Origin of the sequence: Streptomyces sp. NPDC059851 (genome assembly GCF_042732005.1) — a bacterium.
GTDB lineage: Bacteria > Actinomycetota > Actinomycetes > Streptomycetales > Streptomycetaceae > Streptomyces.
In genome coordinates, this window is the sequence record NZ_JBHWJJ010000042.1 from 20,507 (window position 1) to 37,177 (window position 16,671).

Annotated in this window: 12 protein-coding genes; 4 read left to right on the plus strand and 8 right to left on the minus strand. The window is 70.5% G+C overall.

What is annotated here, in order from left to right:
- Window positions 1-28: 28 nt before the first annotated feature.
- Window positions 29-970 (minus strand): NAD-dependent epimerase/dehydratase family protein, encoded by a 942-nt coding sequence (locus ACFV7Q_RS17090; protein WP_385429123.1) that lies wholly within the window; start codon window positions 968-970, stop codon window positions 29-31.
- A 221-nt stretch (window positions 971-1,191) separates the two neighbouring features.
- Here ACFV7Q_RS17090 and ACFV7Q_RS17095 point away from each other — a divergent pair, with 221 nt between their 5' ends.
- A complete protein-coding gene (locus ACFV7Q_RS17095) occupies window positions 1,192-3,261 on the plus strand; it encodes a phosphocholine-specific phospholipase C (protein WP_385429125.1) in 2,070 nt (689 codons plus the stop codon).
- 580 nt (window positions 3,262-3,841) lie between these two features.
- On the opposite strand, the gene ACFV7Q_RS17100 is transcribed toward ACFV7Q_RS17095, so the two are convergent.
- The gene (locus ACFV7Q_RS17100; RefSeq protein WP_385429126.1) at window positions 3,842-4,840 is read right to left on the minus strand and encodes a bile acid:sodium symporter; all 999 of its coding nucleotides are present in this window, start codon (window positions 4,838-4,840) and stop codon (window positions 3,842-3,844) included.
- A 202-nt stretch (window positions 4,841-5,042) separates the two neighbouring features.
- Entirely contained in the window at window positions 5,043-5,555 is a 513-nt protein-coding gene (locus tag ACFV7Q_RS17105) for a universal stress protein (protein ID WP_385429128.1), read from the minus strand.
- A gap of 292 nt (window positions 5,556-5,847) precedes the next feature.
- Between ACFV7Q_RS17105 and ACFV7Q_RS17110 the strand changes: the two genes are divergently transcribed.
- Both ACFV7Q_RS17110 and lysA read left to right on the plus strand, forming a co-directional pair.
- Window positions 5,848-6,219, plus strand: a complete 372-nt coding sequence (locus tag ACFV7Q_RS17110; RefSeq protein WP_385429130.1) for an SAV_915 family protein — start codon at window positions 5,848-5,850, stop codon at window positions 6,217-6,219.
- Window positions 6,220-6,239: 20 nt separating this feature from the next.
- On the plus strand, window positions 6,240-7,574 hold the full coding sequence (gene lysA / locus ACFV7Q_RS17115; protein ID WP_385429131.1) for a diaminopimelate decarboxylase: 1,335 nt from the start codon (window positions 6,240-6,242) through the stop codon (window positions 7,572-7,574).
- A 6-nt stretch (window positions 7,575-7,580) separates the two neighbouring features.
- On the opposite strand, the gene ACFV7Q_RS17120 is transcribed toward lysA, so the two are convergent.
- The 3 genes from ACFV7Q_RS17120 to ACFV7Q_RS17130 form a co-directional block, all read right to left on the minus strand.
- Window positions 7,581-7,745, minus strand: coding sequence for a hypothetical protein (locus tag ACFV7Q_RS17120; RefSeq protein WP_385429133.1), 165 nt, complete (start codon window positions 7,743-7,745; stop codon window positions 7,581-7,583).
- Window positions 7,746-7,821: 76 nt separating this feature from the next.
- Complete coding sequence (locus tag ACFV7Q_RS17125; RefSeq protein WP_385429134.1) at window positions 7,822-9,756, minus strand: amino acid transporter; 1,935 nt, start codon at window positions 9,754-9,756, stop codon at window positions 7,822-7,824.
- Window positions 9,757-10,024: 268 nt separating this feature from the next.
- On the minus strand, window positions 10,025-11,215 hold the full coding sequence (locus tag ACFV7Q_RS17130) for a cytochrome P450 (protein WP_385429135.1): 1,191 nt from the start codon (window positions 11,213-11,215) through the stop codon (window positions 10,025-10,027).
- A gap of 183 nt (window positions 11,216-11,398) precedes the next feature.
- Here ACFV7Q_RS17130 and ACFV7Q_RS17135 point away from each other — a divergent pair, with 183 nt between their 5' ends.
- Entirely contained in the window at window positions 11,399-12,076 is a 678-nt protein-coding gene (locus ACFV7Q_RS17135) for a helix-turn-helix domain-containing protein (RefSeq protein ID WP_385429136.1), read from the plus strand.
- A gap of 82 nt (window positions 12,077-12,158) precedes the next feature.
- Here ACFV7Q_RS17135 and kdpB read toward each other — a convergent pair whose 3' ends face one another.
- Complete coding sequence (gene kdpB, locus ACFV7Q_RS17140) at window positions 12,159-14,309, minus strand: potassium-transporting ATPase subunit KdpB (protein WP_385429138.1); 2,151 nt, start codon at window positions 14,307-14,309, stop codon at window positions 12,159-12,161.
- A gap of 267 nt (window positions 14,310-14,576) precedes the next feature.
- Window positions 14,577-16,463: an APC family permease gene (locus ACFV7Q_RS17145; protein WP_385429139.1), complete on the minus strand. Its 1,887-nt coding sequence runs from the start codon at window positions 16,461-16,463 to the stop codon at window positions 14,577-14,579.
- Window positions 16,464-16,671 lie beyond the last annotated feature (208 nt).

Genomic DNA, 16,671 nt, shown 5'->3' on the forward strand with positions numbered 1-16,671 from the left:
ATCCGGACGGCCGCCGGGCCGACGGCCGTCACCGGGCGGTCGCCAGCCGGTCGCGCCACCAGTCCACGGTCTCCTCGACCTGCCGGTCGAGCGGGGTGGCCCGAACCGTGAACGCGGCCTCGTAGGCGCTGGAATCGACGGCGAAGGGGCGGTCGAACTGATGGCGGACCTCTTTCAGTTCGCGGAGCAGCGGCGAGAAGAGCGAGGCCGCCCCCAGTACGGCCGGGGGGATCCTGCGCACCGCGACCGGCGCGGTTCCCGCCCGGTCGGCCAGGAGGCCGACCATTTCCCGGACGGACCGCGCGGGCCCCGTCGGAACGTGCCAGGGCCGCCCCCAGGCCCGCTCCTCGGCCGCGGCCTCGACCAGGGTCCTGGCGACGTCGGGGAGGTAGGTCCAGCTGTGCGGGGCGTCCGGGTCGCCGAGGATGGAGACCGGCCTGCCCCGCAGCAGGGCCGGCACGACCCGTGCGGCGAGGTGACCGCCGTCGGTCACACCGGGCCCGAAGAAGTCCGAAGCGCGCACCTCGACCGCTTTGATGCGGCCCTGCTCGTGCCGTTCCCGCACCTGCTGCCAGACGGCTGCGCGGACCCTTCCCTTGGTGCCGGTCGCCGCGAGCGGCAGCCGCTCCGTCACGGGGCCGTCCACCGGACCGTAGCCGTAGAGGTTCCCCAGCACGGCCAGGACGGCCCCGGTCGCCTCGGCCGCGTCGCAGAGCGAGGTGGCCAGCGCCGGCCATGCACCCGCCCAGCGGTGGTAGGGAGGTGCGGCGCAGCCGTAGATGGCGGTGGCGCCCTCCGCTGCTTCGGTCAGCCGCTCACCGTCGCGTGCGTCCAGCGCGAGGTGCTCGATCCCGGGTTCCGGACTGCGGCCCGACGCGGTGACGACCCGTACGGTACGGCCCTGTGCGGCCAGCAGCCGGGCGGTGGCGGCCCCGGCGGGCCCGAATCCTACGACTACATGAAGGTTCACCGAATGCACCTTAGCGCGCCCGTGTTCTGACTCCGTGTCACTTCTGCGGCGCTGCCTTCGGCGAGTGGGTGGGAGGCGGCGCAACGTGGCCGAACCGCTCCGCGATCCGGCTGCCGTTCGCCTGGCGTATCCCCCGCCGTTACGCCAGGCTCCTCCTCCCGTCCCCCGGGGGCGCTGTCCTGGGGGCGCTCCACACCCCTCAACCGCAGAGGTCATCCGCCATGGCAGAACTCAACCGCCGCCGGTTCCTGCAGCTCACCGGTGGCGCCGCCGCCCTGACGATGCTCAACGAGAGCATCGCGCGCGCCGCCGCGATCTCCGCGCAGGGGACCACCGGCACCATCGCCGACGTCGAGCACATCGTGGTCCTCATGCAGGAGAATCGTTCCTTCGACCACTACTTCGGCACGCTCCGCGGCGTGCGCGGCTTCGGCGACCCCCGCCCGGTGACCCTGCCCAGCGGAAGGCCCGTCTGGCACCAGGCCGACCGCACGGGCAGGGAGACGCTGCCCTTCCGACCGCCGTCGGACGACCTCGGCATGGAGTTCCTCCAGGGCCTCAACCACGACTGGGCAGGAGGCCAGAGCGCCTTCAACAAGGGCAAGTACGACAACTGGGTGCCCGCCAAGACGCCCACCACCATGGCCTACCTGACACGCGAGGACATACCGTTCCACTACGCCCTCGCCGACGCGTTCACCATCTGCGACGCCTACCACTGTTCCGTCATCGGCTCCACCGACCCCAACCGCTACTACCTCTGGTCGGGCCACACCGGCAACGACGGCACGGGCGGCGGCCCCGTCCTCGACAACGCCGAGCTCGGCTACGGCTGGACCACCTACCCCGAGCGCCTGGAGGCGGCCGGGATCTCCTGGAAGGTGTACCAGGACGTCGGCGACGGCCTCGACGCCGCCGGCTCCTGGGGCTGGATCAACGACGCCTACCGCGGGAACTACGGCGACAACTCCCTCCTCTACTTCAACGCCTACCGGAGCGCCGGGCCGGGCGACCCGCTGTACGACAAGGCCCGCACCGGCACGAACGCCAAGGCCGGCGAGGGCTACGTCGACCGGCTCCGCGCGGACGTCCAGGCCGGCGAGCTGCCCCAGGTCTCCTGGATCGCGGCCCCCGAGGCGTTCAGCGAGCACTCCAACTGGCCCTCCAACTACGGCGCCTGGTACATCGCGCAGGTGCTGGACGCGCTCACCTCCAACCCCGACGTGTGGGCCCGTACCGCCCTGTTCATCACCCACGACGAGAACGACGGCTTCTTCGACCACGTCGTCCCGCCGTACGCCCCCGCCAACGCCGACCAGGGGCTGTCGACCACTCCCACCGCCCTCGACGTCTTCCCGGGCAAGCCCGGCTACGTCGCCGGCCCCTACGGTCTGGGCCCGCGCGTGCCGATGATCGTGGTCTCCCCGTGGAGCACGGGCGGCTACTCCTGTTCCGAGACCTTCGACCACACCTCGGTCATCCGGTTCATGGAGAAGCGCTTCGGCGTCCACGAACCCAACATCTCGCCCTGGCGGCGCGCCGTCTGCGGTGACCTGACCTCCGCCTTCGACTTCAGCCGGAAGGACACCGGCACGGCCCCGCTGCCCGACACCGGCAGCTGGTTCCCGCCGGACCGCGAGCGGCACCCCGACTTCCTCGCCCCCGCCCCGGCCGTCGGCAGCATGCCCCGCCAGGAGAAGGGCCTGCGGCCCACCCGCCCGCTCAAGTACGCCCCGTACGTGGACGGCACGGCGCTCACCGGCGAGGGGAAGTTCCGGCTGACCTTCGGCGGCGGCCCGGACCTGGGCGCGCAGTTCTACGTCACCTCCGGCAACCGCGGCGACGCCCCCTGGACGTACACGGCCGAGGCCGGCAAGTCGATCGCGGACACCTGGAACACCCGCTACTCGGCCGGGGTCACCGACCTGACCGTGCACGGCCCGAACGGATTCCTGCGCAGCTTCCGGAACCACGGCACCACCCCTGGCCCCGAGGTCACCGCCCGCCACAACGCCTCCACCGGCAACCTGGAGCTCACCTGCACCAACAATGGGGGCACGACGGCCACCCTCACCGTCACCAACGCCTACGGCGGCGACCCGAAGCGCCTCACGGTCCCCAAGGGCGCCTCGGTCACGCACACCGTCCCGCTGAAGAACAGTCGCCGCTGGTACGACGTGACGGTCACCGCCTCCGGGACCCCGGACTTCCTGCGCCGCTTCGCGGGCAAGGTCGAAACCGGCACGGCCGGCCTCTCCGACCCGGCGATCCTGACCGACCGCTCTTCCTGACCTGGCCCGGGACCGGCCGGGTCCCGAAGGCCCCGAACACGGACTCGGCCGCCTGCCGGTGGGTGCGGGCGGCCGGTCGCCGCAGTCTTCACGCGCTCCACACCAGAGGACCGGCGGGTCCCCCGGACCGGACCACCTCCGGGCGGAGCCGTGCTCAGCCCGGTGGACGGGGCTCAGGTTTGGCGCCCAGTACGGCCCGTAGGACGGCCGCTACCGCTGCGCCAGCGTTCAGAGCTGGGCGACCTGAACGGCGAGGGGTCCAATGGGCCAGGGGCGAGTGGACCCTCCCACACCGCCGAGGGCAGCGCTCCTGAGCGACTGAAGTCGAGGCACCGCAGGTCAGGCACGCCGCGAGCCATGGCGAGCAGGCAGAGATGCGGCTCCTTCTCACGGTCCCAGAAGGTCCGGCGAATGACCTCCTGAGCTCCGGCCGCGAGGCCGAACTCCTCACCGAAGTGTTCGTCCTGCCGGGTGCGACCGAACCCCGAGTGAGCTGCCAGGGACGCGTTGCGGGAGCTCGCGGGGCGGGCGGCCGCCACAGACCCTGAGTCCTGTTCGGCCGGTGACATCTGCACGGTCCTCACCCGGCCGTGACCACGGGCCGCGCCGGGGCCGGGACGAGCCGGGGAACGAGCCGCACGTAGGCGACCATGCCGAGGACCTCGACGAGGGTCTGGGTGACCACGACCACCGCGGCGACCGCGAGGTCGTCCGGCAGGGCCAGGGCCAGGGGCAGGACGACGAGGGAGTTGCGGGTGGCTCCGGTGAAGACCACCGCCCGTGACGCGGCGGTGTCCAGGCGGAACAGGCGGGCGACGCCACGACCCGCGAACGCCATCACCACCAGGAAGGCGGCGTAGAAGGGGACGACGGCGGCGACATCGCCGAGGCTGCCGCCCAGCTTGGGGAGCTGGGAAGCCACGACCGTGATCAAGGTGGCGGCCATCAGCGGCACCATCGTCGTGGTGGCCGCCCGGGACACCGTCCGCCCGACCGGGCGTCGGGCCGCCCACGCCTGCAGGGCCAAGGCCAGGGCCAGCGGGATGACGATCAGGACGAGGAAGGCCTCCAGGAACGGGCCTGCGTCGACCACCTCCCCCAGGCCGGAACCCATGAAGAGGTACAGGAAGACGGGAAGCAGCAGCATCTGCGCGACCAGCAGCACGGGCGTGGCGGCGAGCAGGCGGCGGCTGTCGGCACCGGCGAGGCCGCTGAAGACGATGACGTAGTCCACGCACGGGCACAGCAGCACCAGCAGGACGCCCAGGCGCACCGCCTGATCGGCGGGCAGGAACGCGAACATCGCGGCCACGACGAGCGGTACGACGACGAAGTTGACCACCAGCGCGGCCCCCATGAACCTGCCGTCACGCAGCGACCTCACCAGGTCGCCCGCAGGGACCTGGAGGAAGGTGACGAAAAGCAGCGCACCCAACACCGGGTTGATCGCGTACTCCAGGCCGGGCCCGGCGGCCGGAGCAGCCCAGCCCAGAAGGGCGCCCAAGGCCAGGGCGGCCAGGTAGATCGCGATCTGGTGGTCCTCCATACGCTGGACCAGTCCGCCCTGTGCCGTGGACATGTTCCGCAGTCCTTCTGTTCGTACGCCGTGACCGGAACCCGGTCCGGACCGGCATCAACGAGGGAAGCCGGCTCCTGACCCATTCTCCCGGCGCGTGGGAAGGCCCAGGTCCACGGGGCCGCTCCGATCACTGCGGCAGGCTGCAACCTTGCGTCGGCGCAGCAGCAGCCGTACGGCGGCTCCGAGCGCGGGCACGATGCCCTCAGCGGGTGAGTTGCCGCAGGTCCAGGGGCATTCTCCAGAGGTTGCGGCGATGTGCCGCCTCGAACTCCTCCTGGAGAGGAAGCGGGGGAACGGTCAGGACGGGGCAGGCCGCGTGCGCGAGGCAGTACCGGGCCACCGAGGGGCGGACGAGGCGGCGCAGACCGGATCGCGACCCTGTGCCCACGACGAGGAGGTCCTCGGGGTCACGGGCCGTGTCCACCAGGGCTGCCCCCGCAGTGGCCCGTACCGTGAGGCCCGCGAGCGTGACGCCGGGCTTGTCGGCGCCGAAAGCGGTGTCCAGGGTCTCGCGCAGCCGTTCCACCGCGCCGGTACGGCAGTGCGCCAGGGCCGAGACGTCGCAGGAGGTGCGGCTTCCGAGTTCGCCGCCCGGCGCCTGCCAGGCCAGTACTGCCCACAGCTCCGCTTTCCGTGCGTGTGCTTCGGCAGCGGCCCGGTGCAGAGCCGCGAGACTGCCCAGGGTTCCGCTGACACCGACCACGACCTTCGGCACAGATCCTCCTTCTCCGCGCTTGTCCGCGTCGTCCATCCAAAGCCAGAAATGACGCACGAGACGGTTTTGCTGACGGCCTTCTGACGTGCGAAACCATGACCCTGACGGGTCTCTTACACCTCCCGCCCCTCGGTCGTCAGTGACCCGTATGAAACCGGCCCGCGGCCGTCAAGGTCCCGTCAAGGGTTGGCCATGGGCGTGCAGATCGGGGGATAGCTTCGGTGTCGCGCCCCGGATTGCCTCCCCGCAAGCGGGGCGTCACCTGCGTTTCGTGGTTCCCCGAGGAGGGCCCATGTGCTTGTTCCAGTACGACGACGATCCGGAGCCTGAGGAACAGGTCCCGGCCGGACCCCTGTACGTCCCGGTCCGGCCGGGAACGGCGGAGGTGGTGGTACGCCTCCTCCGCACCCCGCTGGGCGCGCGCACCGCGGTCGGCTTCACCGGCCCGGAGCAGTTGGGCGCCGTGTTCGGTGCGGAGCAGCCCTGGATCCGGCTGTCCGAGGCCGCGCTCCGGTCGATGACCGAGCCGCTCGGAGTGTCGTTGCTGACCATCGACCCCACCTTCACCGCGCCCGCGGTCACCGGCGCCGCTGCCTCCCGCCCGGTGGCGGTTCCGGCCGCGGTCTCGGCCGTGCGCGGTGCCACCGCTGCCCGGACCGCCTGAGGGAGAGAGGGACGAGCACGATGACCACAGCAGTCATCCCCGACGTCGAGCCGGCTGCGGACGACCTGTCGGTCTGGCCGGCTTCCACGACCCGGCTCACGGACGGCGACCTCGCCGTCGGCGCAGTGGCCCTCCGCGACATCGCCGAACGGTTCGACACCCCCGCGTACGTCCTGGACGAGGGCGAGGTGCGCGAGCGCTGCCGGACGTACCGGGACGCGTTCCCGGAAGCCGAAGTCCTCTACGCCGGCAAGGCGTTCCTCTCCCGCGCGATGGTGCGCTGGGTCCAGGAGGAGGGGCTGGGCCTGGACGTGTGTTCCGCGGGCGAGCTGGAGCTCGCCGTCACCGCCGGTTTTCCGCCCGAGCGGATCGTGCTGCACGGCAACGCCAAGTCGCCGGGCGACATCGCCAGTGCGCTGCGGCTGGGCGTCGGCCGGATCGTGATCGACAGTCCGTCGGAGATCGCCCGGATCGCCGCCGCCGTCGGGCTGGGAGGACCTCAGAAGGTGATGGTGCGGGTGGTGCCGGGCGTCTCCGCCGGCGGCCACGACAAGATCCGTACCGGTACGGACGGCCAGAAGTTCGGTCTTCCCCTCGCCGACGGGTCCGCGCAGCACGCCGTGACGAGGATCCTGGGACAGCCGCAGCTGGCACTGACGGGGCTGCACTGCCACATCGGCTCGCAGATCACCACGGTCAAGTCGTACGTGGTGGCGTTGCGCCGCATGGTGGGGCTGATGGCCCGCATCCGCGACACCAACGGCGTCGTCCTGCCCGAGCTGGACATGGGCGGTGGCCACGGCATCCCGTACCGGCCCGGCGAGCCCGCCCTCGACATCACCGCGCTCGCCCGGAGACTGCGTACCGAGCTCGTGCAGAGCTGCGCGGCCGCTGGCCTGGCCGAACCGCGGCTGGTCATCGAGCCGGGGCGTGCCGTTGTCGGACCGGCGGGGATCGCCCTGTACCGGGTCCTGGCCGTCAAGCACACCGGTGACACGGTGTTCGTGGCCGTCGACGGGGGCATGAGCGACAACCCGCGCCCCGCCCTGTACGGGGTGCGGTACGCGCCCCGCCTCGTCGGCCGCACGTCGACGGCCGATGCACGCAGGACGACCGTCGTGGGCCGTCACTGCGAGGCCGGAGACGTGATCGCCGCCGATGTGGAGCTGCCCGCTGACGTCCGCCCGGGCGACCTGATCGCGGTACCGGTGGCGGGGGCGTACCAGCTGTCCATGGCCTCCGGCTACAACATGGTGGGCCGGCCCCCGGTGGTCGCGGTCCGCGACGGCACGGCCCGGCTCCTCGTCCGGCGGGAAACCTTGGACGACTTCCGCAGTCGGGACGTCGGCGCGTAGCAGGTGTCAAGGCCTGTAAACGAGCTCGATCAGGATCGCAGCGATGACTGCCCAGACTCCGATGCCCAGCAGCCACAACAGGTCAAGGGCTGCACCGGTGACGACGAGGGTCAGTCCGACGGCGCCGAGGGCGTACATGGTTCGGCGGATGGGTCGATCGGAAGCGATCATAGTGACAGCATCCCGTCGGCGCCCCGCTCATGCGAGGTGCCGACGGGATTCCTGGCGTTCTCCATACGGGGCGCTGTCAGCCCGCGTGGACGTGGGGACGCCTGCTGCGGTCCGGTTCGGCCTCGCGGATGACTTCGCGGGTGACGGGGGCGACCTCGCCGACGCCGAAGAGGAAGAACCTCAGGAAGTTGGCCAGCGGGTTGCCCTCGGTCCACTCGAAGTAGATGTGCGGGCGCTGCCCCGTCTCGTCCCGCACGTGGAGCAGCAGGGCCGCGAGGGCGTTGGGCACGGACGAGGACTCGAGTGAGAGCACGCGGTAGCGGTCGTGCATGACCTCGCCCTTGACCCTCAGACCGGCCTCGAACTCCGACGGGTCGAGGACGGTCACTTCGACGAACACGAAGTCGTCACCGTGCGGGATGTCGTTGTCGCTGCGAATCTGGTCGATCTTGTCGCGGTACTCGGCCTTGTCCCGGTTGTCCGGCTCGTTGGCGATGAAGCGGATGGTGCGGGTGGCGGTGTCCCGGACGAATCGCTGGGCCATGTCGTCGAGCTCGACGTGCGTGACGCGGAGCTCGAACACGCGGGCAAGGCGGGACAGCAGGGACAGGGCCATGATGCCGGCGATGAAGCAGGCGCCGATCTTCACACCGTCGGGGCGCTCGATCACGTTCACGGCTGTCGTATAGATGAAGATGGCCGAGATGACGCCGAACGCGATGGTCCAGCCGCGCTCTCGTGCCCGGTGCGCGGCGATGGTCACGGCAACGGCCGCCGAGGTGATCAGGACGAGCACGCCGGTGGCGTAGGCGCCGCCCTGCGCGTCCACGTCCGCGTTGAAGATCCAGGTCACGAGGAAGGCGATCAGGGTGAACACGATCACCATGGGCCGCAGGGCCCGGGCCCAGTGCGGGGCCATGCCGTAGCGGGGCAGGTAGCGCGGCATCAGGTTCAGCAGGCCGGCCATGGCCGAGGAGCCCGCGAACCACAGGATGAGGATGGTTGAGATGTCGTAGACCGTGCCGAACGCCGAGCCGAGGTACTCGTGCGCGAGGTAGGCCAGGGCACGCCCGTTGGCCTCGCCGCCGGACTTGAACTCGTCCGCCGGGATCAGCAGCGTGGTGATGAAGCTGGAGCAGATCAGGAAGACGCTCATGATCACCGCGGCGGTGGTCAGCAGCTTCCTCGTCCCGCGGATCCGTCCGGCCGGCTTGTCCGGGTCGTCGCCCGGGTCGCCCTGGACGTGGGGCATCACGGCCACGCCGGTCTCGAACCCGGACAGGCCCAGTGCCAGCTTGGGGAAGACCACCAGTGCGACGGCGATCATCATGACCGGGTTGCCGTAGTCGGTGGTCAGCGCGTTGGTCCAGTTGGTGATCACCTCCGGATGGGCGGCCACCTGCCACAGGCCGACCGCGACGACGACCGCGTTGAGCAGCAGGTACGAGGCCACGAGGGCCACGGCCAGGCCGATCGCCTCGCTGAAGCCCTTGAGGAACACTGCCCCGAGGAGCGCGATCAGGATCAGGGTGATCAGCACCTCGTGCCCGTGCAGGGTGCTGGTGAGGTGCGGGTTCTCCACCATGTGCGCGGTGGCGTCGGCGGCCGACAGGGTGATGGTGATCAGGAAGTCGGTCGCGGCGAAGCCGAGGAGGGTGAGGACGAACAGCTTGCCCTTCCAGAACGACAGCAGCCGCTCCAGCATCGCGATCGAGCCCTCGCCGTGCGGGCTCTCCTTGGCGACCCGGCGGTAGACGGGCAGGGCGCCGAACAGGGTGAGCAGTACCAGGACGATCGTCGCCACGGGCGAGAGCAGCCCGGCCGCGAGTGCCGCGATGCCGGGCTGGTAGCCGAGGGTGGAGAAGTAGTCGAGACCGGTCAGGCACATCACCCGGTACCAGGGCTTGCCCTCGTGCGCGGTCTCCGGGTGCTGTTCCTGTTTGTGACGGCGGTCGGTCAAGCCTTCCAGCAGCCACGCGCGCAGGCGCGTGGAGCGGGCAGGGGTGGCCATCGTGGGGCGCTCCTGTCGTACGGCACAGATTCAGCCATCGACGTGGACGGCTGGGCCAGCGTACGCGGCGAAGACTCGGCCAGTACGCCTATATCCTCGTCTGACGAAATCCTGACGCGCTCTTAACGCATTCCCTTCCGGTGGCGTAGTGGCGCACTCGCGCCGGCGACAGAACCCGCCTGCCAGGCGAGTGCGGCGGTGCCGATGCGAAGGGAAGGCCGCGCCGCCGCGGCAGCACTCGGCCTCCACGGCGGTCCGTCCCCGGTGGTCACGCATCCCAGGTGACCGGGAGGCTCTTCACCCCGTAGATGTCCGCGGTCTCAGGGCGCAGGGCAACATCTTCTGCCGGAACGGCCAGGCGTAGCGTGGGGAAGCGCCCCAGCAGCGCGGAGAACGCGACCCGCATCTCGATGCGGGCCAGCTGCGCACCCAGGCACAGGTGGATGCCGTGCCCGAAGGCCAGGTGCCCGCCGTCCTGCCGGTGGATGTCGAGCACGTGGGGATCGGCGAAGCGCTCGGGGTCTCGGTTGGCGGTGTTGTACGACAGGACGACCGTCGTGCCGGCCTCGATGGTCTGGCCGCCCACCTCGACGTCCTCCAGCGCCGTCCGGTGGAACGTCTTGGCGACGCTCAGATACCGCAGCAGCTCCTCCACGGCCTGGTCGATGAGCGCGGGCTCGGCGCGCAGGGCTGCCAGCTGTGCCGGGTTCTGCAGCAGTGCGAAGGTGCCGAGGGACAACATGTTCGCGGTGGTGTCGAATCCGGCCGCCAGCAGGATCAGGCTGATCCCCTTCAGCTCCTCATCGGTCAGGTCGCTGTCGGTGAGTTCGCTGAGCACGTCGTCAGTGGGGTTCGCGCGCTTGGCGGCCACCAGCTGCGCAAGGTACTCCTGGGTCGCGGTGTAGGCCGCTATCAGCTCCTCGTCGCTCGTCCCCCCGCTCATGAACGTGTCGATCTGCTCCTGGAAGGAATCCCGGTCCTCGTACGGCACCCCCAGCAGCTCACAGATGATGATGGTGGGGATGGGCTTGGCGAACGCGGTCACCAGGTCCGCTGCCGACCCGGCCTCCTCCATGGCGTCCAGGCATTCGGCGGTGATCTGCTCGATCCGTTCGGTGAGCAGACGCATCCGCCGCGCCGTGAACTTGCCCACCAGCGGCTTGCGATAGCGGCTGTGCTGCGGATCGTCCATGAGGAGGAACTCACCGGGCGGCGCCGGGGGGAGCTCGAAGTCGACCACGTTCATGAGCTCCTTGCGCGAGCTGAACCGCGAGTCGGCCAGCACCGACCTGACCAGGTCGTATCCGGTGATCAGCCAGCCAGGTTTCCCACCGGGGTGGGTGTAGCGACTGATGGGGCCATGCCCGCGGGCTTCGGTCAGCTCAGCCGGCGGGTCGAAGGGACAGCCGGTCTGACGCTCCGTCGGCAGCGTCGTGACGGTGTGGAGGGACTCGCTCATGACCATTCCTCGTCTCGCGACATCACGTGTTTGACACACGCCGAAAGCTACGTTGCGTTCAGAATTCCGTCAATTGCATGCAGGGCGTATCCCCAGATAGATGACGGTAAATTGATGCAATGACGCTGATGGTGAATGCAATTCCGCGTTGCAATGAATGCGGGCGAAGGCAATACTGACGGCATGCCAGGAGGACGGTTGACCCAGCAGGAACGCCAGCGCATCGCGGCCGGACTCGCCGGCGGGCTCTCCTACGCCGAGATCGCCAGGCGGCTCGACCGGCCGACCTCGACGATCAGCCGGGAGGTCGCGCGCAACGGCGGCCCCAGCGGCTACCGGCCGCAGCAGGCGCACCGGGCGACGATCCAGCGGGCGCGGCGTGACACACCGACACCTTTGCGCACGGCCGGAGCGGCGCCGAGCGGCGCGGTGGAAGAGGAGATCATCGAGCTGGCGGTCAGGTCGGGTATGCCGAGGATGACAGCGCGCGTACACGTCGACCTGCTGCTGTCCGAGGACGGCAGGCGCACCGCGGCCGAGTTGACCCGCCGGCTGAAGGTCAGCCCGGCCTCCGTCTCCGTGGCCGTGAACTCCCTCGTCCAGCACGGGTACGTCCGACGGGAGCGCGATCCACGGCGGCGTCGCGACATCTACGTGGTCGACGACGAAGCCTGGTACCACTCGATCGTGATCAGCTCGCGGCAGACGCTCGAGTCGGCCCAGGCAGCCATGGCGGCGGCCGAGGTGCTCGGGCTCGACAGACCCGTGGGACAGCGTCTGGCAAAGGCAGGTACGTTCCTGGAGCGGGTCGTCCTGGACATGATGGAGTCGGCCGACCGCTGGCGCCCCTTCCTGAGGTAACGGGTTTCAGCCCGGGGGCCGAAGTGTCCCGGTGGGCGATCTCAAGGACTCGTACGACTGCACGGCAGACCCCCGACGGGATTCATCCGAGTCCGGGAAGGGTGGACACGACGAGGTCGATGAGCTTGATCCCGACGAAGGGGAGGATCAGGCCGCCGAGGCCGTAGACGGCGAGGTTGCGGCGCAGCAGGTCGTGGGCGGAGGCGGGCTTGTAGCGGACGCCGCGCAGGGCGAGCGGGATGAGCGCGATGATGATCAGCGCGTTGAAGATGATCGCCGAGGTGATCGCCGACTGCGGGCTGTGCAGGCCCATGATGTTCAGCGCCTCCAGGCCCGGGTAGGCCGCGGTGAACATCGCCGGGATGATCGCGAAGTACTTCGCGACGTCGTTGGTGATGGAGAAGGTGGTCAGGGCTCCGCGGGTGATCAGGAGCTGCTTGCCGATCTCGACGATGTCGATGAGCTTGGTGGGGTTGGAGTCGAGGTCGACCATGTTCCCGGCCTCCTTGGCGGCAGAGGTGCCGGTGTTCATGGCCACACCGACGTCGGCCTGGGCGAGGGCGGGCGCGTCGTTGGTGCCGTCGCCCGTCATCGCGACCAGCTTGCCGCCCGCCTGCTCCCGCTGGATGAGGGCCAGTTTGTCCTCCGGGGTGGCTTCGGCGAGGTACTCGTCGACGCCGGCCTCGGCGGCGATGGCGCGGGCCGTGAGCTCGTTGTCGCCGGTGACCATGACCGTACGGATGCCCATGCTGCGCAGCTCGGCGAAGCGCTCCCGGATGCCGTCCTTGACGACGTCCTTGAGGTGGATGATGCCGAGGACCCGCGGCCCCTCCCAGTCGTGGACGGCCACCAGCAGCGGCGTACCGCCGGACCGGGCGATGTGCTCGGACCAGGCGGCGGCTTCGGCCTGGACCGTTCCGCCGCGCATCGCCACCCAGTCCATGACCTGGGCGGCCGCGCCCTTGCGGATGGCGACGCCGGCGCCGTTGTCCCAGCGCAGGTTGACCCCGCTCATCCGGGTACGGGCGCTGAACTCGGTGAAGCGCGGGTTGGCGAGCTCGTGTTCAGCCGGGGGCGTGAGTCCGTACCGGGCGGCGAGCTCGACCACCGACCGGCCCTCCGGCGTCTCGTCGGCGAGGGAGGAGAGCTGGGCGGCGTCCGCCAGCTTGCCGTGGTCGACGCCCGGCAGCGGGATGAACTCGGCGGCCTCCCGGTTGCCGTGGGTGATGGTGCCGGTCTTGTCGAGGAGGAGCGTGTTCACGTCGCCGGCCGCTTCGACTGCCCGGCCCGACATGGCCAGGACGTTGCGCTGGACGAGGCGGTCCATGCCGGCGATGCCGATCGCGGAGAGCAGGGCGCCGATGGTGGTGGGGATCAGGGTGACGAGCAGGGCGACCAGGACGGTGGTCGACTGGGCCGCCTTCGCGTAGGCGGCCATCGGTTCGAGGCTGACGACGATCAGGATGAAGATGACGGTGAGCGCGGCCAGCAGGATGTTGAGGGCGATCTCGTTCGGGGTCTTCTGCCGGGAGGCGCCCTCGACCAGGCGGATCATGCGGTCGATGAAGCTGTCCCCGGGGCGGGAGGTGACTCGGATGACGAGCGAGTCCGACAGAACGGTCGTGCCGCCCGTGACGCCCGACCGGTCGCCGCCCGACTCCCGCAGGACGGGAGCCGATTCGCCGGTGACGGCGGACTCGTCCACCATCGCGGCCCCGTCGACCGCGTCGCCGTCGGCCGGGATCATCTCGCCCGCCTCGACGAGCACGAAGTCGAACGGCTGGAGTTCGGCGGGGGTGACCACCTCGGTCTCCGCGGTGCGCAGGTTCGTGCCGTACGTCCAATGCCGCAGGCGCACGGCGACCGTGTCGGTACGGGCCTTGCGCAGTGAGGCGGCCTGGGCGCGGCCGCGGCCTTCGGCCACCGCCTCGGCGAAGTTGGCGAACAGGACGGTCAGCCACAGCCAGACGCTGATCACCCAGGTGAACACGGACGGGTGGATCAGGGCCGAGAGCGTCGTCAGCACGGATCCCACCCCCACGACGAACAGAACGGGCTTCTTGACCAGTTCGCGAGGGTGGAGTTTGGCGACGGCCTCCCGCGCGGAGACCGCGAGTTGTCCGGGCTCCATCATGTTGGCCCGGCCGGGACGCCTGCGGGGCGGCCGGGTAACCGGAGACTGCGGCGGAGTCCCGAGACCCGGGGGAACGTGCTGCGCGGCGGCGGAAGACATCGAAAGACCTTCTCAGCGGAGTCGGCAGGGCAGGCGTCCCCTGCCCGCACGGCGGCGGACAGGGGACGCGGACTGCGCAGTGGATGGGCGCTGCCGGGACCGTTCACATGGAGCCCCCTCGGCCGTCGTCATGCGGGTCGGGGTCTCCGGCAGCGCAACAGGCAGAAAGCTACTGCCCGTTTCCCCTCAACCACCGTTTCCAACTGGGGAATTGGCATCTTCTTGACGGCGGCGCACGGGATGCGTCAAACCGCCGTCAAGAGCGCGTCAGCGGGCGTCGGCGGTGATGCGGAAACGCAGTCGGCAGATCACGGCGTCGGTGTCGCGGCGTACGGCGTGGGCGACGACGGCGCCGCGCTGGTTCTGCAGGATCCGCTGCCAGAGACGGTCGGGCTCGGTCTCCGGGATCAGGACGGTCACCTGGGCGCCGGGATGCTCCCGTGTCAGGTCCCGGACGTAGCCGGAGACGGGCCGGCCGAGCGAGCGGCTCGGGGAGGACAGTTCCACGAGCTCGACGCCCGGGTTCCACAGCTCCCAGTCGCGGCGCAGCGCCTCTGCCGCCTGCCGGTCCTCGGGGGCCGAGTGGGTGACGGTCACCGCGAGGACCTCGTCGCCGAGCGAGCGGGCCGCGGTCAGGGCCCGGCAGGTCAGCAGCGACAGTCCCGACACGGGGACGACGACCAGGGAGCGGGAGCGGTGCGGGACCTGCGGGACGCGGCCCAGTTCCAGGCGCTCGCCGATCTGCCTGTACGCGCGGTGGACCCGCTCGAAGGCGAGGACGAGCAGCGGCAGGGCGACGACGATCAGCCAGGCGCCCTCGGTGAACTTGGTCGCGGTCACCACGACCGCCGACACGCCCGTCAGCAGCGCGCCGAAACCGTTCAGAGCGGCCTTCGCCTGCCAGCCCTTGGGTCGTTCCAGCGACCAGTGCCGGACCATGCCGACCTGGCAGATGGTGAAGCCGACGAAGACGCCAATGGCGAAGAGCGGGACGAGGGTGTTGGTTTCGCCGCCGGAGAACAGCAGCAGGGCGGCGGACACGGCGGCCAGGGCGAGCACGCCGTGGCGGTGGACCTGGCGGTCGGCCTTGAGCGCGAAGAGGTGCGGCAGGTAGTTGTCCCGGGCGAGCAGGCTCATCAGGACCGGCAGGCCGCCGAAGGAGGTGTTCGCGGCGAGGGCGAGCAGCACCATGGTGGCGAACTGGACGACGTAGAAGGCCGCGTTGTGGCCGAAGGACGCGTCCGCGAGCTGCGCGAGGACGGTGACGCCCTCCACCGGCTGGAGGTGGAAGCGTCCGATCAGGATGGACAGGCCGAGCAACATCACGCCGAGCAGGGCACCGAGGGCGACCTCGGTGCGCTGGGCCCGGCGGGCGGCCGGCGCCCGGAAGGACGGGACGGCGTTCGCGACGGCCTCCACACCGGTCAGCGCGGAACAGCCGGCGGCGAACGCTTTGAGCAGCAGCAGGGCTCCCACGGTGGTGGCGCCCTCGCCGAGGGCGGAGGCGTGTCCCGCGGCGGACTCGGTGCTCACCGGTCCGTCCCGGAACAGGCCGACGGTGATCATCGCCAGGATCGAGCCGACGAACACGGCGGTGGGCACGAGGAACGCCTTGGCCGAGTCGACCACCCCGCGCAGGTTCACGGCGGTGACCAGGACGAGCACGCCGAGGCAGATCCACACCCGCTCCGCGTACAGCTCGGGGAACGCGGACGTCAGGGCCGCGACGCCGGCGGTGACGGACACCGCGACGTTCAGTACGTAGTCCAGGATCAACGACGCGGCGGCGACCAGGCTGGTGCGGCGGCCGAGATGGCGCTTGGCGACGGCGTAGGAGCCGCCGCCGTCCGGGAACGCAGCGATCACCTGCCGGTACGAGGCCACCAGCACGGCCAGCAGCGCGGCCATCGCAAGGGTGACGGGAAGGGTGAAGCCGAGTCCGTACGCGCCGGCCGCTGCCAGCACGAGCACGATCGACTCGGGCCCGTACGCGACGGAGGCCATGGCGTCCAGCGACAGGGCGGCCAGTCCCTGGAGCGCGGTCAGCTTGTGCCGCTCCCCCGCCCCGCTCGCGTCCCGCGCGCCGGTATCAGGGGGCTCCTCCTGGCCCGCACCCTGTCCGGCCGCAGTCGGTTCACCTGTGTGTATGGCCATGTCGCCGATTCCTCCGAGTGAGCAAAGTGAGGACAGCGTCGGGGCCGCGCGGGGCGCAAACCAGCATTCTTGGCGGGATCCATACGCCCACCGCCCCACTCTTCACGCACTCCATACGCCGGAACCGGAACGCCATATGGGAAGCGTCAAGACCCCGCCGGTGCACGCGGCTTCCCCGTCGGCCAGGGACACAGTTGATGTGGATGCA